We start from the raw sequence: 23,873 nt of genomic DNA, 5'->3' as shown, positions 1-23,873 counted from the left end.
CGCCCGCCCCATCTAAGCACCATAGCCATTCACGCAGGTGCCCCATGAGCGACCAGCAGGATTTCCCCGAACAACCCGACGAACACAGTACAGTCGAACACCTCGATGCCCAGGCCGGACGCGGCCATGCGCTCGCCCTGCCCGGCCAGCAATTGCCGGACAAGGTCTATGTGATCCCGATCCACAACCGCCCGTTCTTCCCGGCTCAGGTGCTTCCGGTGATCGTCAACGAAGAGCCCTGGGCCGAGACCCTCGACCTGGTGGCCAAGACGCCGCACCATTCCCTAGCGCTGTTCTTCATGGATACTCCGCCAGAAGACCATCGTCATTTCGACACCTCGGCCCTGCCCGAGTACGGCACCCTGGTCAAGGTGCACCATGCCAGTCGTGAAAACGGCAAGCTGCAGTTCGTCGCCCAAGGCCTGACCCGCGTGCGCATCCGCACCTGGCTCAAGCATCACCGCCCGCCCTACCTGGTGGAAGTCGACTACCCACGGGAACCCGCCGTACCGACCGATGAGGTCAAGGCCTACGGCATGGCCCTGATCAACGCGATCAAGGAGCTGCTGCCACTCAACCCGCTGTACAGCGAAGAGCTGAAGAACTACCTCAACCGCTTCAGCCCCAACGACCCTTCGCCGCTCACCGATTTCGCCGCCGCCCTGACATCGGCCACAGGCCAACAGTTGCAGGAAGTGCTCGACTGCGTGCCGATGCTCAAGCGCATGGAGAAGGTCCTGCCGATGCTGCGCAAGGAAGTCGAGGTCGCGCGCCTGCAGAACGAGATTTCCGCAGAGGTCAATCGCCAGATCGGCGAGCATCAGCGCGAGTTCTTCCTCAAAGAACAGCTCAAGGTCATCCAGCAGGAGCTGGGCCTGACCAAGGACGATCGCAGTGCCGACCTGGAACAGTTCGAGCAACGGCTGGCGGGCAAAACCCTGCCCGAGCAGGCGAAGAAGCGCATCGACGAAGAGATGGGCAAGCTGGCGATCCTGGAAACCGGCTCGCCCGAATACGCCGTCACCCGCAATTACCTGGACTGGGCCACCGCCTTGCCCTGGGGCGTGTATGGCAAGGACAAGCTCGACCTCAAGCATGCGCGCAAGATACTCGACCAGCACCATGCTGGGCTCGATGACATCAAGGAACGTATCCTCGAATTCCTCGCCGTTGGTGCCTGGAAAGGCGAAATCAGTGGCTCCATCGTGCTGCTGGTGGGGCCGCCAGGCGTGGGTAAGACCAGCATCGGCAAGTCGATCGCCGAGTCTTTGGGCCGGCCATTCTACCGCTTCAGTGTCGGCGGCATGCGCGACGAAGCCGAGATCAAAGGTCACCGCCGCACCTACATCGGCGCTCAACCTGGCAAGCTGGTGCAGGCACTGAAGGATGTCGAGGTGATGAATCCGGTGATCATGCTCGACGAGATCGACAAGATGGGCCAGAGCTACCAGGGCGATCCGGCCTCGGCTTTGCTCGAAACCCTCGATCCCGAGCAGAACGTCGACTTCCTCGATCATTACCTCGACCTGCGCCTGGACCTGTCGAAAGTGCTCTTCGTATGTACCGCCAATACCCTCGACTCGATCCCCGGCCCCTTGCTCGACCGTATGGAAGTGATCCGTCTCTCCGGCTACATCACCGAAGAAAAGCTGGCCATCGCCAAGCGGCACCTATGGCCCAAGCAATTGGCCAAGGCCGGTGTCGCCAAGAGCAGTCTGAGCATCAGCGACAGCGCATTGCGCACGGTGATCGAGGGGTATGCCCGTGAGGCCGGAGTTCGCCAGCTGGAAAAACAACTCGGCAAACTGATACGCAAGGCGGTGGTCAAGTTGCTGGACGACCCGCAAGCCAAGCTCAAGATCGGTCCCAAGGACCTCGAGGCCGCCCTGGGCATGCCGGTATTCCGCAGCGAACAGGTACTGGCCGGCAAAGGCGTGATCACTGGCCTGGCTTGGACCAGCATGGGAGGGGCGACGCTTCCGATCGAGGCGACGCGCATCCATACGCTCAACCGTGGCCTTAAGCTGACCGGTAAGCTCGGCGATGTGATGAAGGAGTCTGCAGAGATCGCCTATAGCTATGTCAGCTCCAACCTCAAGCAGTTCGGTGGCGAGCCGGGCTTCTTCAACGAAGCCTTCATCCATCTGCACGTGCCTGAAGGCGCCACGCCCAAGGATGGCCCGAGCGCCGGGGTGACCATGGCCAGCGCACTGCTGTCGCTGGCGCGCGACCAGGCACCGAAGAAAGGCGTGGCCATGACCGGCGAACTGACGCTTACCGGCCAGGTGCTGCCGATTGGCGGCGTGCGCGAAAAGGTGATCGCGGCCAAGCGGCAGAAAATCTACGAGCTGATCTTGCCCGAGGCCAACCGTGGCGATTTCGAAGAGCTGCCCGATTACCTGCGAGAAGGCTTGACGGTGCACTTCGCCAAGCGCTTCGCTGACGTGGTCAAAGTGTTGTTCTGATCGATCGCCGGCAAGCCGACGCCTACGGGAATCCGACGCCCCTTGGAACGGCGGTGTATCCCTAGGCGCCAGCTTGCCGGCGACGCGGCCCTTGCCAACTGCACAAAAACCCGGCGTCATCGGTTATCCTCAGGCCATCGTCTGCCTCCGGAGCCGCCATGTCCGCCCCTCGCCTGTTCGTTCCACTGGGCCTTGCCTTGCTCGCAGCCTGCGCCCAACAGCCCCAGAACAAACCCGCCGAACTGGATGCCGACAGTGAATGTCCCAAGCGTCTGCTGGTCGGCCAGGTCGTCAGCCTGACCCTGCCCAGCAACCCCTCTACCGGCTATCGCTGGCGGGTTCAGGACGCAGCCCCAGGTGTGCTGCGCAGCCTTGGCCCAGAAGTCTATGCCGCCCCCGAGGACAGCGGTCTGGTCGGTACCGCCGGCGAATCCACCTGGCGCTTCCAGGCCGAGGCGGCCGGCGACGGCCACCTGGTCCTGGTCTATCAACAACCCTGGGCCCCGGAAGTGCAACCGGTGCAGACCTTCGATTGCGAAGTCCGGGTGCGCTGAGCGTCGGTCAGACCGCTTCGATTCGCCGACGCAGCGCCAGCAGGTAGTCACGCGCCTCACCCAGAGCGGTGACCAAGTCATGCAGTTCGGTGCATCTCCGAAGCGTGACCGAGAGCGCTTGCCAACGCACCGTGAACCTGTTGGCCTGCTCCAACCAAGGCTCGCGCAGCGCCAGCAGCTCCCGTGCACCCACCAACTGCCCGCCCCTCCCCTGGGCTGCTTGCAGTTGCCGTTGCAACTCCTGCAATAGCCGCATCTGTTCCTCCAGTTGAGCGGCAAGCCGCGCCCGTGCATCCAACACATCGGAAAACCTGCGCCCTTGCTCGAGCAGGTCAAGGTTCTGGTTGAGCTTCTCCAGGGCTGTTTTGACCAACCCCACGCTGAGGGTGGGATCGCTGAACGCGGACAGCATGGCATCGATATCTTTTTCCTGCGGGATCAGGTTGCGCAGCGCCTTCTGTACTGAGGGTCGATCCAAGGTGTTTAGCAGCTCATCGACTTCGGACAAGCGCTTGCGTTGCGCGGCGATCAACTGCTCCTGGCGTTCCACCGCGGCGCGACTGCTGGCGACACGCTGATCGTTGTCCTCGGCCACCGCGATGAGCGAGGGTGATCGGTAACGCGTCACACGCTCGACTGCCTGGGCAATCTGCACCATTTCCTCATTCAGGAACTGGCAGGAACGTAGCAGGTCCTCCTCGGTCGCTGTCGAGGAGAATTCGAGGTCCATGTTCAACGCCACCAGCGCACTGATCACATTTTCCCGCAGAATATCGTTACTACCCTGTATCAGCCCCCTCAAATCGCGCAAGCGCTCGCGAACGGCCGGGACCATACCGGCAGTCTTACTGTGATAAAGGTCGTTCAATCGGCTTTCGATAGACAGCATTGCGCCGATGTCCGGTAGATCGTCTGCTTTGATGTCCATGATTTATTCGTCTCCTTCGAGTTTGAGCGCTTTGTTGAACAGCCGAGAAAGCTGGACCGAGATGTCTTGGATGTTGTTCCAAGGCCTGATGACCCGCTCGAACGAAGTGACGAAGTGACGAAGCTCCAACTGGGTCGACACCCGCTCGGCTCTTCTGATGGAATGTTCTACATAAGATCCCAAGAGAATCCAGACATCCTCTAGATTCTTTGCCGCGACACTGACGTCAACCAGGCGAAACTGTATGTCCAAGATATGCTCACCGATGGTTTCGAATCCACCGACATCACCAACGAGCGCTTTGATGTCGCGGTCCACCTGCGCGCGTTGTTTAATCAGTTCGTTCTTTTCATTTCTGACCTTTTCAGCTTTGGCGCCGAAGATGCCACCGGTAATGATGAGCCCATAAGGGCCAAACGCCAAGCCGGAGAAAGAAACACCGACAAAGGTTTTATATTGGCTCAAATTGAATTGTATGGCCTCGTCCAACTCGGCAAGCTTCTGCTGCAGCTCGACCAGTTTTTCGGGAACGGATTGGCTCTGGACCTGCGCCAACAAGGCATCGGTCATGGGCTTGAGATTTTCGCTAATGTCATCACCGAAACGGTCGACAAGCGCCCTGATGTGTTGAATGTTGCTGCGTTGGTGCAGGACATCCTCTTTGATCAACGAGAGGTGGGCGTCGACCTGCTCGCGGAAGGTCTTGCCATCATCGTTCATGAAGGCTGCGGCACCCAGGGCCTTGCTGTCGACCTGGGCACTCCAGGAGTCCATTGCCTTGATCTGCGCTATCAGCGCAGCGCCTTCCGTGATGATTGATTCGGCAAATACCTGCAAGCCGGAACCTAAACGCTTGCATTCGTCTTCGATCGCATCCCAGGAGTTGGCGTGCGCTCGCAGATTGTCAAACAGCACTTTCACGTCGGCGACGTCGATCTGCAAGATGGCAAAGGCTCGGTTTGCCTCAATCTCCTGATGACTGGGCAAGCGTCCAACGGCATGTTCATAGCGCTTGATGGTTAATAGATTGTCCGAACTAAAAATGAATGCCGGGTCATTTTTCTTATGATCGAACAGTTGACTGGGTATGAGAGCTGCGCGCTGCTCGCTGTCCAATTGTTCAAAGGTGAAGGACTTCCCAGGTGTTACTTTATCCGACGCGAACAGCGCTGAATACTCATGACTTTCCTTTACCATACATTCAATGCCTCTAATGGCTTATTCGACAGTGGACTACTTAGACGACTTTAAACATCTCCACTGCGCGGCGAAGTCGGGGTTATTACGATACCCATGGAGAAAGATCGCCGTTCCCGGTCAGGGCTTTGAAACAAGGAAACCGTCCCCCACCCCGCAGTTCGTCGCATTGGTCCGATCATTAGGCAGCGATGCCGGCTTTTGGCTAGAATGGCGCCCCGTTTCCCAGCACGAGCACACCGTGAGCAAGCAATCCGACCGGCTTTTCGCCCAGCCCCTCGAGCAGGTGCCCGACTTCGTCTTCAACGAGGACGTGGTCCGCGTATTCCCGGACATGATCAAGCGCTCGGTGCCCGGTTACCCGACCATCGTCGAGAACCTTGGGGTGCTGGCGGCACGGTTCGCCCAGCCGCACACCGCGCTGTACGACCTTGGCGCATCGCTGGGCGCGGTCACTCAGTCTCTGCGTCGCCACGTACGTAGCGAAGGCTGCCAGGTAATCGCCGTGGACAATTCGGCGGCCATGGTCGAGCGCTGCCGACAGTATCTGGCCGCCCAGGATTCGATGTTCCAGGAACTGTTGCCGGTACAGGTGCTGGAAGCCGACATTCTCGCCCTGCCGCTGCAACCTGCTTCGGTCGTGGCGATGAATTTCACCCTGCAGTTCATCGCGCCTGAGCAACGCCTGGCATTGCTTGGACGCATCCGCCAGGCGCTGCTGCCTGGAGGCGCGCTGATCCTCTCGGAAAAACTGCGTTTCGCCGACGATGCCGAACAGGCCCTGCTCAATGAATTGCACCTGGACTTCAAGCGTGCCAATGGCTACAGCGAACTGGAGATCGCCCAGAAACGCAGCGCCATCGAGAACGTGATGAAACCCGACACCTTCGACGCTCACAAGGAACGACTGCTCGCCGCCGGCTTCACCAAGGTGGTGCCATGGTTCCAATGCCTTAACTTCGCTTCGCTGATAGCCCTGCCATGATCGATCTGTCTCCCCTGGTCCGCCGCCTGGCGGGTACTCCACTGGCTTCCTGGTCCCGAGGCCTGCAAGCTCAACTCGAAGCCAAGCTGGAAAAAGGCCATGGCGACCTCGATCGCTGGCGCGGGGCCTTGGAGGCCCTGCCGCGTCTGCAACCGAGCGAGATCGACCTGGTCGATGGCCTGCGTCTGGACTGCCCCTGCGACGATGCCACCCGCGCCCAGATGCATCAGGCTCTGATGGGCCTGTCACCTTGGCGCAAGGGGCCGTTCGACCTGTTCGGCGTCCACGTCGACACCGAATGGCGCTCGGACTGGAAGTGGTCTCGGGTCAGCCCGCACCTGGACCTCAAGGGTAAGCGCGTCCTCGATGTCGGCTGTGGCAACGGCTACTACCAGTGGCGCATGCTCGGCGCGGGGGCCGACATGGTCATTGGCGTCGACCCGAACTGGCTGTTCTTCTGTCAGTTCCAGGCAGTGCAGCAATACCTCCCCGACCTGCCCGCCTGGCACCTACCATTCGCCCTGGAAGACCTGCCTGCCAATCTCGAAGGTTTCGACACGGTGTTCTCCATGGGAGTGTTCTACCACCGCCGCTCACCGATCGAACATCTGCTGGCGCTGAAGGACTGCCTGGTCAAAGGCGGCGAACTGGTACTGGAAACGCTGGTGATCGAAGGTGACGAACAGCAGGTGCTGGTGCCCGAAGACCGCTACGCGCAGATGCGTAACGTCTGGTACCTACCGTCGGTGCCGGCGCTGGAGCGTTGGTTGCGGCGCGCGGGTTTCAGCGAGGTACGCTGCGTGGATGTCAGTGTGACCAGTGTCGAGGAACAACGCAGCACCGACTGGATGCGCTATCAGTCGTTGGTCGACTTCCTCGATCCCAATGACCATGGCAAGACCATCGAAGGTCTGCCGGCGCCACGGCGCGCGACGCTACTGGCGCGCAAGTAACGCCGCCTGCCCCTTGAGCCGGCGCCTGCAGGCGCCGGCGATCGATCTCAGCGCGCGGCCGCCACGATCAGGGCCTTCATCTCGGCCACGGCAGCCTTGAAGCCGACGAACAGCGCATGGGCCACCAACGCATGGCCGATGTTCAGTTCATTGATGCCTTTGATAGCGGCTACCGCCTCGACGTTGTGGTAATGCAGGCCATGCCCGGCATTGACGATCAGCCCCTGACCCACGCCAAACGCCACGCCGTCCTTGATGCGCTGAAGCTCTTCGGCAAGCTCGGTTGGCGTCTGGGCATCGGCATAACGTCCAGTATGCAGCTCGATCGCTGGGGCACCGACACGGCGCGAGGCCTCGATCTGCCGCTGGTCGGCATCGATGAACAGCGACACCTCGGCACCGGTGCGCGCCAGGCGCTCGACCGCAGCCTTGATCCGCTCCTCCTGGCCTGCCACGTCCAGCCCACCCTCGGTGGTCAGCTCCTGACGGGTTTCGGGCACCAGGCAGATGTGCGCTGGGCGGATCTTTTCGGCGAAGGCCATCATTTCTTCGGTGACGCCCATCTCGAAGTTCATGCGGGTCTGCAGCACTTCCTTGAGCAGCAGCACATCACGCTCCTGGATATGCCGGCGGTCTTCGCGCAGGTGCACGGTAATGCCGTCGGCACCGGCTTCCTCGGCGTCCAGGGCGGCCTTGACCGGGTCCGGGTAACGCGTGCCGCGGGCTTGGCGCAGCGTCGCCACGTGGTCGATGTTGACGCCAAGAAGCATGCGGTTGCTGTGAGTCACGAAAGGCTCTCCTGATGGTTTAGCGCTACAGGATACGACGTGCTCAGCGCTTGCGAAACAGTTCCCGGCTAACCAGAGGCTTTGGCCCAAGATGCACCGCCAAGGCCTGGCGCATCAGGCGCTTCGCTGCAAGCAAGGCGCCGGGAGCGTCCCAGTCGGCCTGCGCCAGGGCCAACAGCTCGGCCCCCGTGAACAAGCCAGGCTGCACCAGTTCCACCCGCTCCAGGCCCGCATCGACTCGCAGGCGATAAAGGCCACTGGCATCCACGGGCTGGCCATTGACATCCTGCCCCAGGGCGAAGGCATAGCCCAGTTCATCCAGCAGGCGCCATTCGAAGGAACGTAACAGCGGCTCCAGCGGCCGATCTGCGGCCAGCGCTTGCAAGGTCAAGGTGTAGTGCTCGAACAATGCCGGGTGAGGCGCTTCCGCCGGCAGCAGGCGCATCAGCAATTCGTTGAGATAGAGGCCGCTGAACAGTGCGTCACCATGCAACCAGGCGGCGATGCCCAGGGTATCGAGGCGCCCGACGTTCTTCAGCTCGCCGCGCCCACGCAGCTCCACTTCCAGCGGCACGAACGGCCGCACCAGGCTGCCGCCCTTGCCCCTGGCCCGGCGCAACACTGCGCGCATACGGCCTTGGGGCGTGAGGAAGTCGACCAGTGCACTGGTTTCCTTGTAGGCACGACTGTGCAGTACATAGGCCGGCTGGGCGTCAGGTTGTTCCATGCACTATCTCTGTAGGCCCGCTCCCACAGAGCACGCCAATTGCGCTGGACCGCTACAGGTCGCCGTAGCCCAACGAGCGCAGGGCGCGCTCATCGTCGGACCAGCCTCCTTTGACCTTGACCCAGAGGTTGAGCATGACCTTGGCGTCGAACAGCACTTCCATGTCCTTGCGGGCATCGGAACCGATACGCTTGATACGCTCGCCCTTGTCGCCAATGATGATCTTCTTCTGGCCATCCCGCTCGACCAGGATCAGGGCGTGGATATGCAACACATGCCCCTGCTGCTTGAACTCCTCGATCTCGACGGTGATCTGGTACGGCAGCTCGGCACCGAGCTGACGCATGATCTTTTCACGCACCAGTTCAGCGGCGAGAAAGCGGCTGCTGCGGTCGGTGATCTGGTCTTCGGGGAAGAAGTGCTCGTTTTCCGGCAGGTGCTTGGCGATCAGCGCTTCCAGTGACTCGAGGTTGTGCCCCTGCTGGGCCGAAATCGGCACGATCTCGGCATTCGGCAGTTGCTGCTGCAGCCACTGCAGATGCGGGATCAGCTCGGCCTTCTCGTCCATCCGGTCGGTCTTGTTCACGGCCAGGATCACGGGGCCGGTGACGTACTGCACCCGCTCCAGCACCAGTTGGTCCTCATCGGTCCAGCGGGTCCGGTCGACCACGAAGATCACCACGTCGACGTCCTTCAGGGCCGCCGAGGCGTTGCGGTTCATGTAGCGGTTCAGGGCCTTGTCGTTGGCCTTGTGCATACCCGGGGTATCGACGTAGATCGCCTGCACGTCACCCTCGGTCTTGATACCGAGCATGTTGTGGCGGGTGGTCTGCGGCTTGCGCGAGGTGATCGCGAGCTTCTGCCCGAGGATGTGGTTGAGCAGCGTCGACTTGCCCACGTTGGGACGGCCGACGATGGCCACGTAGCCGCAGCGGGTCGGGTTGCTATCAGTCATTGCCATTCTCCACGCCCAGGGCGATCAATGCAGCGGCGGCGGCGACTTGCTCGGCGATACGCCGGCTGACGCCCTGGCCACGGCTCTTGTTGTTCAGCAGAACCACTTCGCATTCGACGAAGAAGGTACGGCAGTGCGGTTCGCCCTGGATGTCCACCACCTCGTAACGCGGCAGCTCGCAACCACGCGATTGCAGGAACTCCTGCAGGCGTGTCTTGGGGTCCTTGTTGGTGTCGACCAAGGTCAGGCCGTCGAACTCGTTGGTCAGCCAGTCCAGGATACGCTCCCGGGCAGCCTGCATGTCGGCGTCCAGGTAAATGGCACCGATCAGTGCCTCAAGGGCGTCGGCGAGGATCGACTCGCGGCGGAAACCGCCGCTCTTGAGTTCACCCGATCCCAGGCGCAAATACTCGCCCAGGTCGAAGCCCCGGGCCAGGCGGGCCAGGGTCTCGCCCTTGACCAACCGTGCACGAAGGCGCGACAACTGGCCTTCGCGCGCCTGAGGGAAGCGCTCGAACAGGGCTTCGCCAACCACGAAATTGAGAATGGCGTCACCGAGGAATTCCAGGCGCTCATTATTGCGCCCGGCATAGCTGCGATGGGTCAGGGCCAGGAGCATCTGATCCTGGTTCTTGAAGGTGTAACCGAGCTTGCGCTCCAGACGGGCAAGGGAAGCACTCATGCGGCCACCCGTGGGTTGTTCAACGCGTTGTTCAAATCAACATCCTGGAAGACTTGTTTGGCTGTGGTCCACCGCCACCGGCGGCGGATCTCTCGATCCCTGAGAACACAGCCTATGTCAGAAATGCATTCGGCGCTGTCTGCTGGACAGCGCCGTTGGGTATCAATGGATCAGGCCGACCCGCGACAGGTTGGGGAAGTGGCTGAGCTTGGGCTCTGGCCAGCTCATCCACACCGCGAAGGCCTTGCCGACGATGTTGCGGTCCGGGACCATGCCATGCAGCGCCTGGGGGATATTGGGGTCGTCCCAGTAACGGCTGTCGTTGGAGTTGTCGCGGTTGTCGCCCATCATGAAATAGTGGCCGGCCGGCACGGTCCATTGCTGGTCGGGCGGCATGCGATAGCGGGTCATTTCCTTGCGGATCAGGTGTTCGGTCTCGCCCAGCTTCTCTTTGTAGAGCTCGGCGCTGCCCAAGGTGCCCGGCTCTGCGCCGACCAGTTGCTCGGCGACCGGCTGGCCGTTGACGTACAACCGCTTGTCGCTGGTGTAGCGGATCTGGTCACCCGGAAGACCGACCACACGCTTGATGTAGTTGACGTTCGGGTCGCTGGGGTAGCGGAAGACCATCACATCGCCGCGTTGCGGGTCGCCCACCTCGATGACCTTCTTGTCGATCACCGGCAGACGGATGCCGTAGGAGAACTTGTTCACCAGGATGAAATCACCGACTTCCAGGGTCGGTTTCATCGACCCCGACGGGATCTGGAACGGCTCCACCAGGAACGAACGCAGCACCAGCACGATGAACAGCACCGGGAAGAACGACTTGCCGTACTCAACCAGCAACGGCTCCTTGTTCAAGCGTTCGACCACGGCCATTTCTGGCTGGCTGACGCTGCCCTGGTAATTGGCGACCGCTGCTCGCCGGCGCGGGGCCAGGAACAGCAGGTCGATCAAGCCCAACAGGCCGCAGACAGCAACGGCGATGACTAGCAACAGCGGGAAATTTAGCGACATAGGACCTAGCTATCCAACCTGAGCACGGCAAGGAAGGCTTCTTGTGGAATCTCCACGTTGCCGACCTGTTTCATGCGTTTCTTACCGGCCTTCTGCTTCTCCAGCAACTTCTTCTTACGGCTGACGTCACCGCCGTAGCACTTGGCCAGTACGTTCTTTCTGAGCGCCTTGACGGTTGTCCGCGCAATGATCTGGCCGCCGATGGCTGCCTGAATCGCTACATCGAACATCTGCCGAGGAATCAGTTCCTTCATCTTCTCGGTCAACGCGCGGCCTTTATAGGCCGCGTTGTCGCGGTGCACGATCAATGCCAGGGCATCGACCTTGTCGCCATTGATCAGTACATCCAGCTTGACCAGGTTGGCCGACTGGTAGCGATCGAAATGATAGTCCAGCGAAGCGTAGCCGCGGCTGGTGGACTTGAGGCGGTCGAAGAAGTCCAGCACCACCTCGTTCATCGGCATGTCGTAACGCACCTGCACCTGGCTGCCGAGGAACTGCATGTCGCGCTGCACGCCGCGTTTCTCGATGCACAGGGTGATGACGTTGCCCAGATGCTCCTGCGGCACGAGGATGGTCGCAGTGACGATCGGCTCGCGGAAATCGGCCACGGCCGATACATCTGGCAGCTTCGACGGGTTATCGACGGTAATGGTTTCGCCGGTCTTGAGTTCGAGCTCGTAGATCACGCTTGGTGCAGTGGTGATCAGGTCCAGGTCGTACTCGCGCTCCAGGCGCTCCTGGATGATCTCCATGTGCAGCATGCCGAGGAAGCCACAGCGGAAACCGAAGCCCAGGGCGTCGGAGCTTTCCGGCATGTACTGCAACGAGGAATCGTTGAGCGTGAGCTTCTGCAGGGCGTCGCGGAAGTCTTCGAAATCGTCGGAGCTGACCGGGAACAGACCCGCGTAGACCTGCGGCTGGATCTTCTTGAAGCCTGGCAGCACCTCGACCTCGGGGGTCGCGGACAAGGTCAGGGTGTCACCGACCGGAGCACCATGGATGTCCTTGATGCTGGCAATGATGAAGCCCACTTCGCCGGCCTTGAGGTCAGCGGTCTGGGTGTGTTTGGGGGTGAAGACCCCGACGCTGTCGACCAGGTGCACCTTGCCGGTGGACTTGACCAGGATCTTGTCGCCCTTCTTGACGCGGCCATGACGCACACGCACCAGGGAAACGACGCCCAGGTAGTTGTCGAACCAGGAATCGATGATCAGCGCCTGCAGAGGAGCGTCGATTTCCCCCTCGGGGGCCGGGATGGTGTGCACCAGGCGCTCGAGCACCTCGTCGACGCCCATGCCGCTCTTGGCGCTGCACGCCACGGCGTCGGTGGCATCGATGCCGATGATCTTCTCGATCTCGTCCTTGACGCGGTCCGGGTCGGCCTGGGGCAGATCCATCTTGTTCAGTACCGGCATCACCTCGAGACCTTGCTCGATCGCGGTGTAGCAGTTGGCCACCGATTGCGCCTCGACGCCCTGGCCAGCATCGACCACCAGCAGAGCACCCTCGCAAGCTGCCAACGAGCGCGAGACTTCATAGGTGAAGTCGACATGGCCGGGGGTGTCGATGAAGTTCAGCTGGTAGATCTTGCCATCTTGCGCCTTGTAGTTGAGCGTGACGCTGTGGGCCTTGATGGTGATACCGCGCTCACGCTCCAGGTCCATGGAGTCGAGCACCTGGGCTTCCATTTCACGCGCAGTCAGGCCACCGCACATCTGGATGAAACGGTCGGCCAGCGTCGACTTGCCATGGTCGATGTGGGCGATGATGGAGAAATTGCGGATATGACTCAAATCACTCACAGGTCAACACTCGAAAAGGCTGCGAGCCGGACGCCCGCCGAAAAATAGCCGGGAATTGTACCTCAAGCTTCAGGGATATGGGAGATTCCTCGATCGGCTGTGCATTGAGGTTTCATCACCGTGAATAAAGGACTTCATGAAAAAGGGCAGCCGAAGCTGCCCTTTTCCTACCTCAACGCCAGCTTATTCAGCCAGTTTGAAGGTAATGAAACTTGCACGACCCTGACGCAGGACGCGCATCGACACCGAGCGGTTCTTCGGCAGCTCCTTGGCGATCTCGGCAAATTGCTTGGCCGAGGTGATGGCCTGGTTGTTCAGGTGACTGATGACGTCGCCCGGACGCAGACCGATCAGCGCAGCCGGACCTTCCTGGACTTCCTTGATGACCACGCCGCCCTTGAGCTCGAGCGATTTCTTCTGCTCGTCGGTCAGGTCGCTGACCGATACGCCCAGGCGGTTGCTGCTACGTTCGGCACTCCCTTGGGCACCGGCAGCGATGTCAGCGTCGTCGTCCGGCAGCGTGCCAACGACTACGTCCAGGTTCTGACGCTTGCCGTTGCGAATGATCTCCAGCTTGGCCTTTTCGCCGTCCTTGAGGCTACCGACCAGATGCGGCAGATCGGCGGACATGACGATCGGCTGACCGTTCATGCTCAGGATCACGTCACCTACCTGCAGGCCACCCTTGGCAGCCGGACCATCTTCGAGTACCTGGGCGACCAGTGCGCCAGCCGGCTTGTCGAGACCGAACGACTCGGCCAGGTCCTTGTTGACCTCCTGGATCACCACGCCCAGCCAGCCGCGACTGACCTTGCCGTCTTTCTTCAGCTGATTGGAAACGTCCAGCGCCACGTCGATCGGGATGGCGAACGACAGGCCCATGAAGCCGCCGGAGCGGGTGAAGATCTGCGAGTTGATCCCGACCACTTCGCCCTTCATGTTGAACAGTGGGCCGCCGGAGTTGCCTGGGTTGATCGCCACGTCGGTCTGGATGAACGGCACGTAGGTGTCATTGGGCAGGGTTCGGCCCTTGGCACTGACGATACCTTTGGTCACAGAGTGATCGAAGCCGAACGGCGAACCGATGGCCAATACCCACTCACCGACCTTGAGCTTCTCCGAGTCACCGAGCTTCACGGTCGGCAGGTTCTTGCCGTCGACCTTGAGCAGGGCCACGTCGGTGCGCGGATCGGTACCGACCAGCTTGGCCTTCAGCTCGCTACGGTCCGACAGGCGGACGATGATCTCGTCGGCATCGGCCACCACGTGGTTGTTTGTGAGCACGTATCCGTCGCTGGAGATGATGAAGCCCGAGCCCAGCGACTGGGCTTCACGCTGACGGTCGCCGCGGGGCGAACGCGGCTGCTGCGGGATGTTGCGCTCGAAGAACTCGCGGAACATCGGTGGCAGACCTTCAAGATCAGGCATCTGCCCACCGGCGAGGCGGTCAGGCAGTTTCTGTTTGGTACTGATGTTGACCACCGCTGGCGAGGCCTGCTCGACCAGGGTCGTGAAGTCCGGCAGGGCTTCTTCGGCCTGGGCAGTGAGCACCTGGCCAAGCATGAGCACGGCGGCGAACATCGATAGATAGGATTTCAAGCGTGGTATTGACATACGGCTCCCGTCACAACGAGCGTAGTTAGCAGTTAAGCTTTTGCAGACGCAGCAAAGGCCAGACTCCAAGAAGTCTGACCTATAGAAAATTTGACGAAGGATTGCAAATGACAATGCTTTAATTTCATTTCAGCCAAGGGTTTGCACAGGTTGGCACGGCTAAAAGAAAAGCGCGCCATTACTGGCGCGCCTGGTTGTCCTGCGGACGCATCGATAGCGCCACTCGCTCTGCGGTGCCCAGAGGCACCTCGCCCACCACGGTCACCATGACCTTGCCTTTAGGCGTATTCAGATGCCGCGACACTGCCGAGGTAGGACCAAGCTGAGTGCGCGTGTCGGTGCCCGCATCGCCGTCGATAGGCTCGAGGAACACCGAAAAGCGGGTCAGGCCATCGTCATACATCAAGCTGCTCACCGTGGTGCCACGCTCACTGTCGCGGCGGACTGAACTGCTGATCAATTCGAAACCCGGCGGCAACCAATCCGAGCGCCAGCCAACCACAGCCTGCGCCGAAGAGCCGCTGGCACGCGCCACAGGCTTGCAGGCGGCGCTGGCACGCAGATCATCGTCACTGGGCACATCATCGGTGTCCAGACGAGTCATCTGGAAGCGCTCGAGCAATTGCCCCTTGTCGTTGAGCATCAACGAGCGCAACGGCAACCCGGTGCGACGGTCGAGGTGCAACTCGAAGCCGTAGCGGTGTTGATCACGCGGGGTCAAGGTGACGATCACCGCATCGCGGTCGGCCACCCGTGACTTGCCGGCCACGCTCAGGTCGTACCAGCTCATCAATTTGAGGGGATCGAGTACCCGCGGCGCCGAATCCGGTGCCCCTGCGCCAGCCAGATCACTGGCCAACGCACCACTGACGCACTGCACCTTGCCATCCACGCGCACGACTTCCTGGGCGGCGCCATCGAGCTGCAACAATCGCTCGCTGACCTTGCCGTCCTGGACGCGATGCCAGATATCGTGGGAAGAAAAGCTGCCATTACGTTCGTAGACGAAGGAGCCCTGATAACTCTGATTCTGCTCGGCTTGTGCCAGCTTGCTCAGCCATTCGCTCGCCTCGGGCGAAGAATTGGCCGCCAACACTGGCACCGTCATGCAGCTGCCTAGCAGCAGCGACAGGAGAGGTAGCGCGCGCATGGTCCTCCTTATTTAGCGGTTTTCCAGGCTGGCGGCGCGGGCATATGGCAGAGCGGTTTCGGTGCCCTTGATCGCAGACTCCTGAGCGTGTTGGCGCAGGTAACCTGGCAGGCGCTGATCCCAGCCAGCCTGGTTCTGCAGCACGCCGTTGGCCATCGGCCCGGTCGGTTGCTCACTGCTCTCACTATAGCCTGCCAATACAGCGGGGCCCTGGGTTTGTGGCATGCTCAGGCCTTGCTGGGCTGGCTGCTGGGAGGCGAGCTCGGCACCAGTGATCTCGTCCTGGTTGTACATACGCACACCGGCCAGTACCGCAACGGTGACCGAGGCAGCGACAGCCAGGCGGCCAATGCTGCGCCACGGGCCTTTCTTGGCCTTGGCCGGCACGGCTTCGTCGGCCAGTGCGGCAGACACCGCCGAGGCGATATCCAGTTTCGGCAGCAGCAACTCCTTGTGCATGGCTGCACGGGCGACCTGGTAACGCGACCAGGTGGCACGGGTTTCGGCATCGTCGACGGCGTTCAGCACCCGACGTAATTCCAGTTCGTCCGCTTCGTTATCCATTACCGCGGACAGCGATTCCTGCAAAGCTTCACGACTCATGGCGGTTCCTCTCTTGGCTGTCGCCGCTGTCTCAGGTTTCCTGCAACAGAGGTTGCAGGGCTTTGTCTATGGCCTCCCGAGCGCGGAAGATTCGAGAGCGCACGGTACCCACCGGACACTGCATGACACTGGCAATGTCCTCGTAACTCAACCCATCGAACTCACGCAGGGTCAACGCCGTGCGCAGGTCTTCGGGCAGTTGCTGGATGGTGCGATGGACGGTGCCTTCGATTTCATCCCGCAACAACGAGCGCTCTGGGGACTCGAGATCCTTGAGACCATGATCGCCGTCGTAAAACTCCGCATCCTCAGAGCTCACATCACTGTCTGGCGGCCGTCTTCCACGGGACACCAGGTAGTTCTTCGCCGTGTTGATGGCGATGCGGTACAGCCAGGTATAAAACGCGCTGTCACCGCGGAAATTGCCAAGCGCACGGTAGGCCTTGATAAAGGCTTCCTGCGCCACATCCTGGGCCTCGTGGGTATCGTGAACGAACCGCACGATCAACCCCAGAATCTTGTGCTGATACTTCAGCACCAACAGATCGAAAGCTCGCCTGTCGCCGCGCTGCACGCGCTCGACCAGCTGCTGATCCTCTTCCTGGGTTAGCATGAACACTCCTCAATGAACCTGAAGGAGCGTTGCAACAGCCATCGTTCAGGCTTGCAAACATAGACTCGGGCTTTGCGCAAAAGTTCTCCCCTCCAAGCAAGTTTCCTGCGGCCCTTGGTCGGCTCGCACGAAAGACGCGGCACGATCGGAGCCGGCGGCGTCGATAATCAGGTTTCGAATACGCGGGTAGCAGCCCGGATACAGCTGCCGCCCTGCGTCGCCGCTGGCAAAATGGTGGCGTGCGGGCAGCCTTCATAGGATTTCCCGCCGTATCGGAAAGTTCCCACGAGATTGCCGACACCTCACCAGCGGCATGGAAATTCGCCACCCGGGGCTGCTATAAAGGCATCCCGGCCAGTATTCACGATAGTTTCACATTGCCATCGGCGCGTGACTATTGTGCCGTGCCCCTTCCAAAGATTACTAGTGTCCCGACATGAGCCAACAATTCCAACATGATGTCCTGGTGATCGGCAGCGGTGCGGCCGGCCTCAGCCTGGCACTGAACCTTCCCAGCCACCTGCGCATCGCGGTCCTGAGCAAGGGCGACCTGGCCAATGGCTCGACCTTCTGGGCCCAAGGCGGTGTCGCCGCGGTGCTCGACGACAGCGACACCGTGCAGTCCCACGTCGAGGATACGCTCAATGCCGGAGGCGGCCTGTGCCATGAGCAGGCGGTGCGGTTCACCGTCGAACACAGCCGCGAAGCGATCCAGTGGTTGATCGAGCAGGGCGTGCCCTTTACCCGGGACGAGCGGCACAGCGTCGACGACGGCGGTTTCGAATTCCACCTCACCCGCGAGGGCGGTCATAGCCACCGACGCATCATCCACGCTGCCGATGCCACGGGCGCGGCGATCTTCACCACCCTGCTGGCCAAGGCCCGTCAACGCGCCAACATCGAGCTGCTGGAACAACGCGTGGCCGTCGACCTGATTACCGAGCGCCGCCTGGGCCTGCCGGGCGAGCGCTGTTTGGGCGCCTACGTGCTGGACCGCAACACAGGCGAGGTCGACACTTTCGGCGCGCGCTTCACGGTGCTGGCCACCGGCGGCGCTGCCAAGGTCTACCTCTATACCAGCAATCCGGATGGCGCCTGTGGCGACGGCATCGCCATGGCCTGGCGCGCCGGCTGCCGGGTGGCCAACCTGGAGTTCAACCAGTTCCACCCGACCTGCCTGTACCATCCACAGGCCAAGAGCTTCCTGATCACCGAAGCCCTGCGCGGCGAGGGCGCCCTGCTGCGCCTTCCCAACGGCGAGCGCTTCATGCCGCGCTTCGACCCTCGCGAAGAGCTGGCACCACGCGATATCGTGGCGCGCGCCATCGACCATGAGATGAAGCGCCTGGGCGTGGATTGCGTGTACCTGGACATCAGCCACAAGCCAGCCGATTTCATCAAGCAGCACTTCCCCACCGTCTACGAGCGCTGCCTGGGCTTCGGTATCGATATCACTCGCCAGCCGATCCCGGTGGTACCGGCCGCGCACTACACGTGCGGCGGTGTGATGGTCGACGATCGCGGCCACACCGACGTGCCCGGCCTCTACGCCATCGGCGAGACCAGCTTCACCGGTCTGCATGGCGCCAACCGCATGGCCAGCAACTCGCTGCTCGAATGCTTCGTCTATGGCCGCGCCGCCGCCGCCGACATCCAGGCCAACCTGGAGCAGGTACAGATCCCCAAGACCCTGCCCTGCTGGGATGCCAGCCAGGTGACCGACTCGGACGAAGACGTGATCATCGCGCACAACTGGGACGAACTGCGGCGCTTCATGTGGGACTACGTGGGCATCGTCCGCACCAGCAAACGCCTGCAAAGGGCCGAGCATCGGGTCCGCCTGCTGCTGGATGAGATCGACGAGTTCTACAGTAACTACAAGGTCAGTCGTGACCTGATCGAGCTGCGCAACCTGGCGCAGGTGGCGGAGCTGATGATCCGCTCGGCCATGCAGCGCAAGGAAAGCCGCGGACTGCATTACACGCTGGATTATCCAGGGATGCTCGACGAGGCCAGGGACACCATCCTTACTCCGGCGTAAGGCCTGCCCAACGCCTGCGGCTGAACTTCAGGCGCAGGCGCAGGCGCCGGTGCTGCTCGGCCTCCAGGGCATCCACGACCACGCACTGGCTCTGGGCAAAACGCTGCCCTGCCCTGACGTAACGCAGCACCACCCACCCCGGCAATGCCATGCTGTCGCGGCACAAACGCACGGGTTGCCAGCCCCCCGCCTGGGAGAATACCCACCAACCACGCCCATCACGGCGCAGGCCGGTCGCGGCATGTGGATGGGTCAACGAAATACGGCGGGGGATGGCCCAGCAGGCGTGGGCCAGACAAGCGAAGACAAGCACCAGAATGAGCCAGCCAGGCAACGTGCTCGACAACAAGGCCAGCGACGCCAGCAGCTGGCAGCCCAGGTAGGCCGTCAGCAGCAGGCGCGAGCCTTGCCAGCGGCACTGGAAACCTTCACTTGGGCTGGACACGGTCCAGGATGATACGGACCATGCGCTGCAGCTCCGGGTCTTCGGACTCGGTACGCTCCATGAACCAGCCGAACATGTCCTGATCTTCGCAGGTCAGCAGGCGGCGGTACAGTTCCCGGTCCGCTTCGCTCAGGTTCGGGTAGACCTCCTGGGTGAAGGGCACCAGCAGCACGTCCAGTTCCAGCATGCCGCGGCGGCTGTGCCAGAAAAGCCGGTTGAGTTCAGTTTGTTCGACCATGGGGCCCTCCTCGAATAGGTCGCGCAGTATACCAAGCGGCGAACGAAGCGGCACAAGGCGTTGGTCTAGTCACCTACCTATTTTGTTACCGGCGTTCTATGATGGCCACCAGTCTTTAAGCCACCGCGATGACCCATGCCCGATTCCGCTTTCTACAGCCCCCTGTCCCACGAGGGCATCCTCGCCGTCCGCGGCTCGGACGCCGGCAAGTTCCTCCAGGGCCAGCTGACCTGCAACATCAACTACCTGAGCCTCGACCACGCCAGCCTCGGTGCCCGCTGCATGGTCAAGGGACGGATGCAATCGAGCTTCCGCATCCTCCCCGAGGGCAACGGCTACCTGCTGGCCATGGCCAGCGAGCTGCTCGATGCGCAAATGGCCGACCTGAAAAAGTACGCGGTGTTCTCCAAGGCCACGCTGACCGACGAAAGTGCCGCCTGGACCCGCTTCGGCCTGCAGGGTGGCCAGGCTGCGCTGCAGGCACTGCAGGTGCCGCTGCCAGCCGATGCGCCAGCCGGTACCACGGTGCGCAACGCCGGGCTGATCGCAGTGGCCGTCTCGCCAGGGCGTGTCGAGCTCTGGGTTCCCGCCGAGCAGGCAGGTTCCGTGGGCGAAACCCTGGCGGCCAGCATGGCCGAGGCCAGTCTCAATGACTGGTTGCTCGGCCAGATCCGCGCCGGCATTGGCCAGGTCACAGGACCGACCCGAGAGCTGTTCATCCCGCAGATGATCAACCTGCAGGCCCTGGACGGTGTGAGCTTCAAGAAAGGCTGCTATACCGGCCAGGAAATCGTCGCCCGCATGCAGTACCTGGGCAAGCTCAAGCGCCGGCAATATCGCCTGGCTCTGGAGCAGCAGGAAGTGCCTTTGGCCGGCACGGAAATCTTCTCGCCAACCCACGGTTCGTCGGTCGGCGAAGTGGTCCTGGCCGCCAGTACCGGTCATGGCTGCGAGTTGCTTGCCGTGCTCAGCGCCGAGGCCGTGGCCGATGACAATCTGCACCTGGCCAGCCTCGGCGGTCCGCGCCTGACGCTGTTGAATCTGCCTTACGAACTGGACCGCGACCAGGAAATCCAACGCTGACCAGCCTGCCCCGCCCGACGGACGGGGCCGCACCACCACTGCCGTAGAGAAGCCCATGAACAAGCTGGCCGAAATGGTCCAAGCGCAACTGCTCGATGCTATCAGCAACGATGACCTGGTCCTGCCCACCTTGCCGGAAGTCGCCCTGAGCATCCGCGATGCCGCCGAAGACAGCGAGATCAGCGTGGCCGCCCTGAGCAAGGTGATCGGCCGTGATGCAGCGCTCTCGGCACGTCTGATCAAGGTGGTCAACAGCCCCTTGCTGCGCGCCGCGGTGGAAGTCACCGACCTGCATACGGCGATCACCCGACTGGGGATCAACTACAGCTGCAATCTGGCCATCGGCCTGGTGATCGAGCAGATCTTCCACGCCCGCTCGCCGGCCGTGGAGCAGAAATTAAGGGATATCTGGGCAAACAGCCTTGAAGTGGCGGGCATCAGTTATGAACTGTGCCGACGCTACACTCAGCTCAAAGCCGACCAGGCCACCCTCGGCGGCCTGGTTCACCAGATCGGTGCGCTACCGGTGCTGATCTATGCCGAAGAGCACAACGAGCTGCTGTCTGATCCGGTGTGCCTGCATTACGTGATCGAACAGATCCAGCCCGTGCTGGGCGACAAGATCCTGTCGTCCTGGGAGTTTCCCGAGCAACTGGTCAGCCTCCCGAGTCTGGTCCAAGACCTGGACCGACGCACCGATCACGTGGATTACATCGACATCGTGCAGATCGCCCGCTGCGTCAGCCAGCGGGGGCGCAGCCGGCCATTGGCGGCGCTACCGGCCTACCGGCACCTGGGCCTGCCGTTCGGCACCGAGCTGGAGATCGGCGAGTTGCTCGAAGCCCGCAGCATGTTGCGCTAGGCACCTGAAGCTTGCCGGAGTCACGGCCGGTGGAGACTGCCACTCAATCTGCAGTGAAACTCACCCGCACCTTCAAGCCGCCCTTCTCCCCATCATGCAGGCTGATCTGCGCCAAATGCGCGCGACAGATCTCGCCCACGATGGCCAAGCCCAGGCCGCTACCCTGGGCGCTGCGCCGATAGAATCGCTCGAACACCCGCGCCCGCTCCTGCTCGGGAATTCCTGGTCCATCGTCCTCCACCTCCAGCACCGCCGGGGCCAGCACCCGCAAGATCACATTGCCCCCCCTTGGCGTATGGGCCAAGGCGTTGTCCACCAGATTGCTGAGCAGCTCGTTGAGCAGGGTCGGCTCGCCCTTGAGCCACACCGGTCGCTCGGCCTCCAGTGCCAAGGCCACGCCACGCTTGTACGCCAGGGGTGCCATGGCCATGCCCAGCTCGCGGGCCAGCTGGCTCAGGTCCAGGCGCTGCGCGCCGCCTTCGGCGATTGCCCGCGCGCCGTTCTCGACTCGTGCCAGCGAAAGCAGCTGGTTGGCCAAATGGGTCAAGCGGTCGGTACCCTGCACTGCGGCGTCGAGGGTCTGGCGCCAGTGCTCAGGTTGCTCCGAGCGCAGCCCCAGCTCCACCCGCGCTTTGAGCGCCGCCAAGGGCGTGCGCAACTCATGGGCGGCATCGGCGATGAACTGCGCCTGGCGCTCGAACTGCGCACGCAGGCGCTCGGTGAAGTGGTTCAGCGCTTCCACCAACGGTCGTAGCTCACGTTGCACCGGTACCACCGGCAAGGCACGCAGGTCGTCGGGTTGGCGCTCCTCCACCGCCGAGCGCAAGCGCTCCAGGGGCCGCAATGCTGCACTGACGGTGAACCAGACCATCAATAACGCGGTGAGCGCCAGCATGCCCAGGCGCAGCAAGGTATCGGCCATCAGCCCACGGGCCATGCGCACACGTGCCTCTTCGGTTTCAGCCACCCGGATCTCGGCCATGCCATTCATGTTCGGCTCGCTCACTGCCCGCAGCAGGCTCACCACACGGACGTCCTGGCCCTGATAGGTGGCGTTGTAGAACCGCGCCAGCGCCGGGTAATCATCGGTCCGGGGGGTGCCGGGCGGCGGCGGCGGCAGGTTTTCGTAACCGGAGATCAACTGCCGATCGATGTCCAGCACCTGATAGTAGATACGCCCGGCGCTGTCGTAAGCGAAGGTGTCCAGGGCCACGTAGGGCACATCGGCACTCAGGCTGCCGTCCCGCTGGGAGACGCCGGCAGCGATGGTCCGCGCCGAGGCCAACAGGGTGCGATCGTAGGCGGTATCGGCTGCTTCACGGCCGTTCCAGTAGGCGCTCAGGCCACTGGCAAGCATCAGCATGACCAGCAGCAGTGCCAGATTGCCCAGTAACCTTCCACGCAGGCTGCCGGCATCACGCATCGCGATGCTCGAGCAGGTAACCCAGACCACGGAAGGTCACGATGGCGACCGATTGGCTGTCGAGCTTCTTGCGCAGGCGATGGATATAGATCTCGATGGCGTCCGGACTGGCTTCTTCGTCCAGGCCGAACACCTGGGCGGCCAACTGCTCCTTGCTCATCACCCGACCAGGGCGGGCGATCAAAGCCTCGAGCACGCTTTGCTCACGCTGGGTCAAGGTCAGGTTCTCGTCACCAAGGCTGAAACGCCGCGTGTCGAGGTCGTAAACCAGCGGCCCACAGCGCTGCTGACGCTCGCCACCGAGCACGCTGCGGCGCAACAACGCCTTGACCCGCGCCTCGAGTTCGCTCAGTTCGAAGGGCTTGGCCAGGTAGTCGTCGGCCCCCAGGTTCAGGCCGTGGACCCGGTCCTTGACGTCACTGCGCGCGGTGAGCATCAGCACCGGAATGTTCTTGCCGCGCCCGCGCAGACGGGCCAGCACTTCGAAACCATCCAACCGCGGCAAGCCGACATCAAGCACGGCCACGGCATAGTCCTCGCTGGCCAGGGCCAGGTCGGCGGCCACGCCGTCATGCAGCACATCAACGGTCAGACCTTGGCTCTTGAGGGCCTGAGCAACGCTTTCGGCCAGTTGCAGATGGTCTTCGACCAGCAGCACACGCATCGGATTCTCCCTGCTCGGGTGGACGGTGGCGCGGAGTGTACCGCTGTAATCGGCACTGTGAAGCTCCTTGTAACAATCCTT

The 23,873-nt window shown here is 62.0% G+C and carries 23 protein-coding genes; 7 read left to right on the top strand and 16 right to left on the bottom strand.

Annotation, left to right across the window (positions count from 1 at the left end; genetic code table 11):
* Positions 1-44: 44 nt before the first annotated feature.
* Both lon and E2H86_RS24420 read left to right on the top strand, forming a co-directional pair.
* Positions 45-2,465, top strand: a complete 2,421-nt coding sequence (gene lon, locus E2H86_RS24425) for an endopeptidase La (RefSeq protein WP_133332074.1) — start codon at positions 45-47, stop codon at positions 2,463-2,465.
* Positions 2,466-2,623: 158 nt separating this feature from the next.
* Positions 2,624-3,019: a protease inhibitor I42 family protein gene (locus E2H86_RS24420; protein WP_133332073.1), complete on the top strand. Its 396-nt coding sequence runs from the start codon at positions 2,624-2,626 to the stop codon at positions 3,017-3,019.
* 7 nt (positions 3,020-3,026) lie between these two features.
* On the opposite strand, the gene E2H86_RS24415 is transcribed toward E2H86_RS24420, so the two are convergent.
* Both E2H86_RS24415 and E2H86_RS24410 read right to left on the bottom strand, forming a co-directional pair.
* Positions 3,027-3,947 (bottom strand): alpha-xenorhabdolysin family binary toxin subunit B, encoded by a 921-nt coding sequence (locus tag E2H86_RS24415; RefSeq protein WP_133332072.1) that lies wholly within the window; start codon positions 3,945-3,947, stop codon positions 3,027-3,029.
* Positions 3,948-3,950: 3 nt separating this feature from the next.
* Positions 3,951-5,144 carry an alpha-xenorhabdolysin family binary toxin subunit A gene (locus E2H86_RS24410; RefSeq protein WP_133332071.1) on the bottom strand — a complete coding sequence of 398 codons (1,194 nt, stop codon included), beginning with the start codon at positions 5,142-5,144 and terminating at the stop codon, positions 3,951-3,953.
* 241 nt (positions 5,145-5,385) lie between these two features.
* Here E2H86_RS24410 and cmoA point away from each other — a divergent pair, with 241 nt between their 5' ends.
* Both cmoA and cmoB read left to right on the top strand, forming a co-directional pair.
* Positions 5,386-6,129 carry a carboxy-S-adenosyl-L-methionine synthase CmoA gene (gene cmoA, locus E2H86_RS24405; protein WP_133332070.1) on the top strand — a complete coding sequence of 248 codons (744 nt, stop codon included), beginning with the start codon at positions 5,386-5,388 and terminating at the stop codon, positions 6,127-6,129.
* A complete protein-coding gene (gene cmoB / locus E2H86_RS24400; RefSeq protein WP_133332069.1) occupies positions 6,126-7,082 on the top strand; it encodes a tRNA 5-methoxyuridine(34)/uridine 5-oxyacetic acid(34) synthase CmoB in 957 nt (318 codons plus the stop codon). Before cmoA ends, cmoB begins: the two co-directional genes overlap by 4 nt.
* Positions 7,083-7,129: 47 nt before the next feature.
* Here the strand turns inward: cmoB and pdxJ are convergent, their stop codons facing one another.
* The 10 genes from pdxJ to rpoE form a co-directional block, all read right to left on the bottom strand.
* Positions 7,130-7,852: a pyridoxine 5'-phosphate synthase gene (gene pdxJ, locus E2H86_RS24395; RefSeq protein WP_230385241.1), complete on the bottom strand. Its 723-nt coding sequence runs from the start codon at positions 7,850-7,852 to the stop codon at positions 7,130-7,132.
* A 61-nt stretch (positions 7,853-7,913) separates the two neighbouring features.
* Positions 7,914-8,597 (bottom strand): DNA repair protein RecO, encoded by a 684-nt coding sequence (recO, locus tag E2H86_RS24390; RefSeq protein WP_133332067.1) that lies wholly within the window; start codon positions 8,595-8,597, stop codon positions 7,914-7,916.
* A 52-nt stretch (positions 8,598-8,649) separates the two neighbouring features.
* Positions 8,650-9,552 carry a GTPase Era gene (era, locus tag E2H86_RS24385; RefSeq protein WP_133332066.1) on the bottom strand — a complete coding sequence of 301 codons (903 nt, stop codon included), beginning with the start codon at positions 9,550-9,552 and terminating at the stop codon, positions 8,650-8,652.
* Complete coding sequence (rnc, locus tag E2H86_RS24380; RefSeq protein ID WP_133332065.1) at positions 9,545-10,234, bottom strand: ribonuclease III; 690 nt, start codon at positions 10,232-10,234, stop codon at positions 9,545-9,547. Before rnc ends, era begins: the two co-directional genes overlap by 8 nt.
* Before the next feature lie 162 nt (positions 10,235-10,396).
* On the bottom strand, positions 10,397-11,251 hold the full coding sequence (gene lepB / locus E2H86_RS24375; RefSeq protein WP_133332064.1) for a signal peptidase I: 855 nt from the start codon (positions 11,249-11,251) through the stop codon (positions 10,397-10,399).
* Positions 11,252-11,256: 5 nt separating this feature from the next.
* Entirely contained in the window at positions 11,257-13,056 is a 1,800-nt protein-coding gene (gene lepA, locus E2H86_RS24370) for a translation elongation factor 4 (protein WP_133332063.1), read from the bottom strand.
* Positions 13,057-13,239: 183 nt separating this feature from the next.
* Complete coding sequence (locus tag E2H86_RS24365; RefSeq protein ID WP_397466890.1) at positions 13,240-14,637, bottom strand: DegQ family serine endoprotease; 1,398 nt, start codon at positions 14,635-14,637, stop codon at positions 13,240-13,242.
* A gap of 211 nt (positions 14,638-14,848) precedes the next feature.
* Positions 14,849-15,820 (bottom strand): MucB/RseB C-terminal domain-containing protein, encoded by a 972-nt coding sequence (locus E2H86_RS24360; protein ID WP_133332061.1) that lies wholly within the window; start codon positions 15,818-15,820, stop codon positions 14,849-14,851.
* A 12-nt stretch (positions 15,821-15,832) separates the two neighbouring features.
* A complete protein-coding gene (locus tag E2H86_RS24355; protein WP_133332060.1) occupies positions 15,833-16,423 on the bottom strand; it encodes a sigma-E factor negative regulatory protein in 591 nt (196 codons plus the stop codon).
* Between the two features lie 31 nt (positions 16,424-16,454).
* Positions 16,455-17,036, bottom strand: a complete 582-nt coding sequence (gene rpoE, locus E2H86_RS24350; protein ID WP_003252049.1) for an RNA polymerase sigma factor RpoE — start codon at positions 17,034-17,036, stop codon at positions 16,455-16,457.
* Positions 17,037-17,472: 436 nt separating this feature from the next.
* On the opposite strand from rpoE, the gene nadB reads away from it, so the two are divergent.
* Positions 17,473-19,077 carry an L-aspartate oxidase gene (gene nadB, locus E2H86_RS24345; protein WP_133332059.1) on the top strand — a complete coding sequence of 535 codons (1,605 nt, stop codon included), beginning with the start codon at positions 17,473-17,475 and terminating at the stop codon, positions 19,075-19,077.
* Here the strand turns inward: nadB and E2H86_RS24340 are convergent.
* Positions 19,064-19,522 carry a protein YgfX gene (locus E2H86_RS24340; protein ID WP_133332058.1) on the bottom strand — a complete coding sequence of 153 codons (459 nt, stop codon included), beginning with the start codon at positions 19,520-19,522 and terminating at the stop codon, positions 19,064-19,066. The genes nadB and E2H86_RS24340 overlap by 14 nt on opposite strands.
* Positions 19,506-19,760: an FAD assembly factor SdhE gene (locus E2H86_RS24335; protein WP_133332057.1), complete on the bottom strand. Its 255-nt coding sequence runs from the start codon at positions 19,758-19,760 to the stop codon at positions 19,506-19,508. The genes E2H86_RS24340 and E2H86_RS24335 overlap by 17 nt, the downstream gene beginning before the upstream one ends.
* A 135-nt stretch (positions 19,761-19,895) precedes the next feature.
* Here E2H86_RS24335 and ygfZ point away from each other — a divergent pair, with 135 nt between their 5' ends.
* On the top strand, positions 19,896-20,843 hold the full coding sequence (gene ygfZ / locus E2H86_RS24330) for a CAF17-like 4Fe-4S cluster assembly/insertion protein YgfZ (RefSeq protein ID WP_133332056.1): 948 nt from the start codon (positions 19,896-19,898) through the stop codon (positions 20,841-20,843).
* Between the two features lie 55 nt (positions 20,844-20,898).
* Complete coding sequence (locus E2H86_RS24325) at positions 20,899-21,705, top strand: HDOD domain-containing protein (RefSeq protein ID WP_133332055.1); 807 nt, start codon at positions 20,899-20,901, stop codon at positions 21,703-21,705.
* A gap of 43 nt (positions 21,706-21,748) precedes the next feature.
* Here E2H86_RS24325 and E2H86_RS24320 read toward each other — a convergent pair whose 3' ends face one another.
* Both E2H86_RS24320 and E2H86_RS24315 read right to left on the bottom strand, forming a co-directional pair.
* Complete coding sequence (locus E2H86_RS24320) at positions 21,749-23,128, bottom strand: sensor histidine kinase (protein ID WP_133332054.1); 1,380 nt, start codon at positions 23,126-23,128, stop codon at positions 21,749-21,751.
* On the bottom strand, positions 23,121-23,792 hold the full coding sequence (locus tag E2H86_RS24315; protein WP_133332053.1) for a response regulator: 672 nt from the start codon (positions 23,790-23,792) through the stop codon (positions 23,121-23,123). The genes E2H86_RS24320 and E2H86_RS24315 overlap by 8 nt, the downstream gene beginning before the upstream one ends.
* Positions 23,793-23,873: the final 81 nt, after the last annotated feature.

Origin of the sequence: Pseudomonas putida (genome assembly GCF_004357765.1) — a bacterium.
Lineage (GTDB): Bacteria > Pseudomonadota > Gammaproteobacteria > Pseudomonadales > Pseudomonadaceae > Aquipseudomonas > Aquipseudomonas putida_U.
This window is presented reverse-complemented; position numbering and strand designations above follow the sequence as displayed.

What these genes read in the sequence shown, in the direction of transcription:
- E2H86_RS24320 (WP_133332054.1), bottom strand. Translation starts at nt 23,128, where the DNA reads ATGCGTGATGCCGGCAGCCTGCGTGGAAGGTTACTGGGCAATCTGGCA.
- E2H86_RS24360 (WP_133332061.1), bottom strand. Translation starts at nt 15,820, where the DNA reads ATGCGCGCGCTACCTCTCCTGTCGCTGCTGCTAGGCAGCTGCATGACG.
- rnc (WP_133332065.1), bottom strand. Translation starts at nt 10,234, where the DNA reads ATGAGTGCTTCCCTTGCCCGTCTGGAGCGCAAGCTCGGTTACACCTTC.
- E2H86_RS24415 (WP_133332072.1), bottom strand. Translation starts at nt 3,947, where the DNA reads ATGGACATCAAAGCAGACGATCTACCGGACATCGGCGCAATGCTGTCT.
- lepB (WP_133332064.1), bottom strand. Translation starts at nt 11,251, where the DNA reads ATGTCGCTAAATTTCCCGCTGTTGCTAGTCATCGCCGTTGCTGTCTGC.
- E2H86_RS24420 (WP_133332073.1), top strand. Translation starts at nt 2,624, where the DNA reads ATGTCCGCCCCTCGCCTGTTCGTTCCACTGGGCCTTGCCTTGCTCGCA.
- recO (WP_133332067.1), bottom strand. Translation starts at nt 8,597, where the DNA reads ATGGAACAACCTGACGCCCAGCCGGCCTATGTACTGCACAGTCGTGCC.
- E2H86_RS24410 (WP_133332071.1), bottom strand. Translation starts at nt 5,144, where the DNA reads ATGGTAAAGGAAAGTCATGAGTATTCAGCGCTGTTCGCGTCGGATAAA.
- lon (WP_133332074.1), top strand. Translation starts at nt 45, where the DNA reads ATGAGCGACCAGCAGGATTTCCCCGAACAACCCGACGAACACAGTACA.
- cmoB (WP_133332069.1), top strand. Translation starts at nt 6,126, where the DNA reads ATGATCGATCTGTCTCCCCTGGTCCGCCGCCTGGCGGGTACTCCACTG.
- E2H86_RS24355 (WP_133332060.1), bottom strand. Translation starts at nt 16,423, where the DNA reads ATGAGTCGTGAAGCTTTGCAGGAATCGCTGTCCGCGGTAATGGATAAC.
- nadB (WP_133332059.1), top strand. Translation starts at nt 17,473, where the DNA reads ATGAGCCAACAATTCCAACATGATGTCCTGGTGATCGGCAGCGGTGCG.
- E2H86_RS24335 (WP_133332057.1), bottom strand. Translation starts at nt 19,760, where the DNA reads ATGGTCGAACAAACTGAACTCAACCGGCTTTTCTGGCACAGCCGCCGC.
- ygfZ (WP_133332056.1), top strand. Translation starts at nt 19,896, where the DNA reads ATGCCCGATTCCGCTTTCTACAGCCCCCTGTCCCACGAGGGCATCCTC.
- E2H86_RS24315 (WP_133332053.1), bottom strand. Translation starts at nt 23,792, where the DNA reads ATGCGTGTGCTGCTGGTCGAAGACCATCTGCAACTGGCCGAAAGCGTT.
- rpoE (WP_003252049.1), bottom strand. Translation starts at nt 17,036, where the DNA reads ATGCTAACCCAGGAAGAGGATCAGCAGCTGGTCGAGCGCGTGCAGCGC.
- pdxJ (WP_230385241.1), bottom strand. Translation starts at nt 7,852, where the DNA reads ATGCTTCTTGGCGTCAACATCGACCACGTGGCGACGCTGCGCCAAGCC.
- era (WP_133332066.1), bottom strand. Translation starts at nt 9,552, where the DNA reads ATGACTGATAGCAACCCGACCCGCTGCGGCTACGTGGCCATCGTCGGC.
- E2H86_RS24365 (WP_397466890.1), bottom strand. Translation starts at nt 14,637, where the DNA reads ATGTTCGCCGCCGTGCTCATGCTTGGCCAGGTGCTCACTGCCCAGGCC.
- E2H86_RS24325 (WP_133332055.1), top strand. Translation starts at nt 20,899, where the DNA reads ATGAACAAGCTGGCCGAAATGGTCCAAGCGCAACTGCTCGATGCTATC.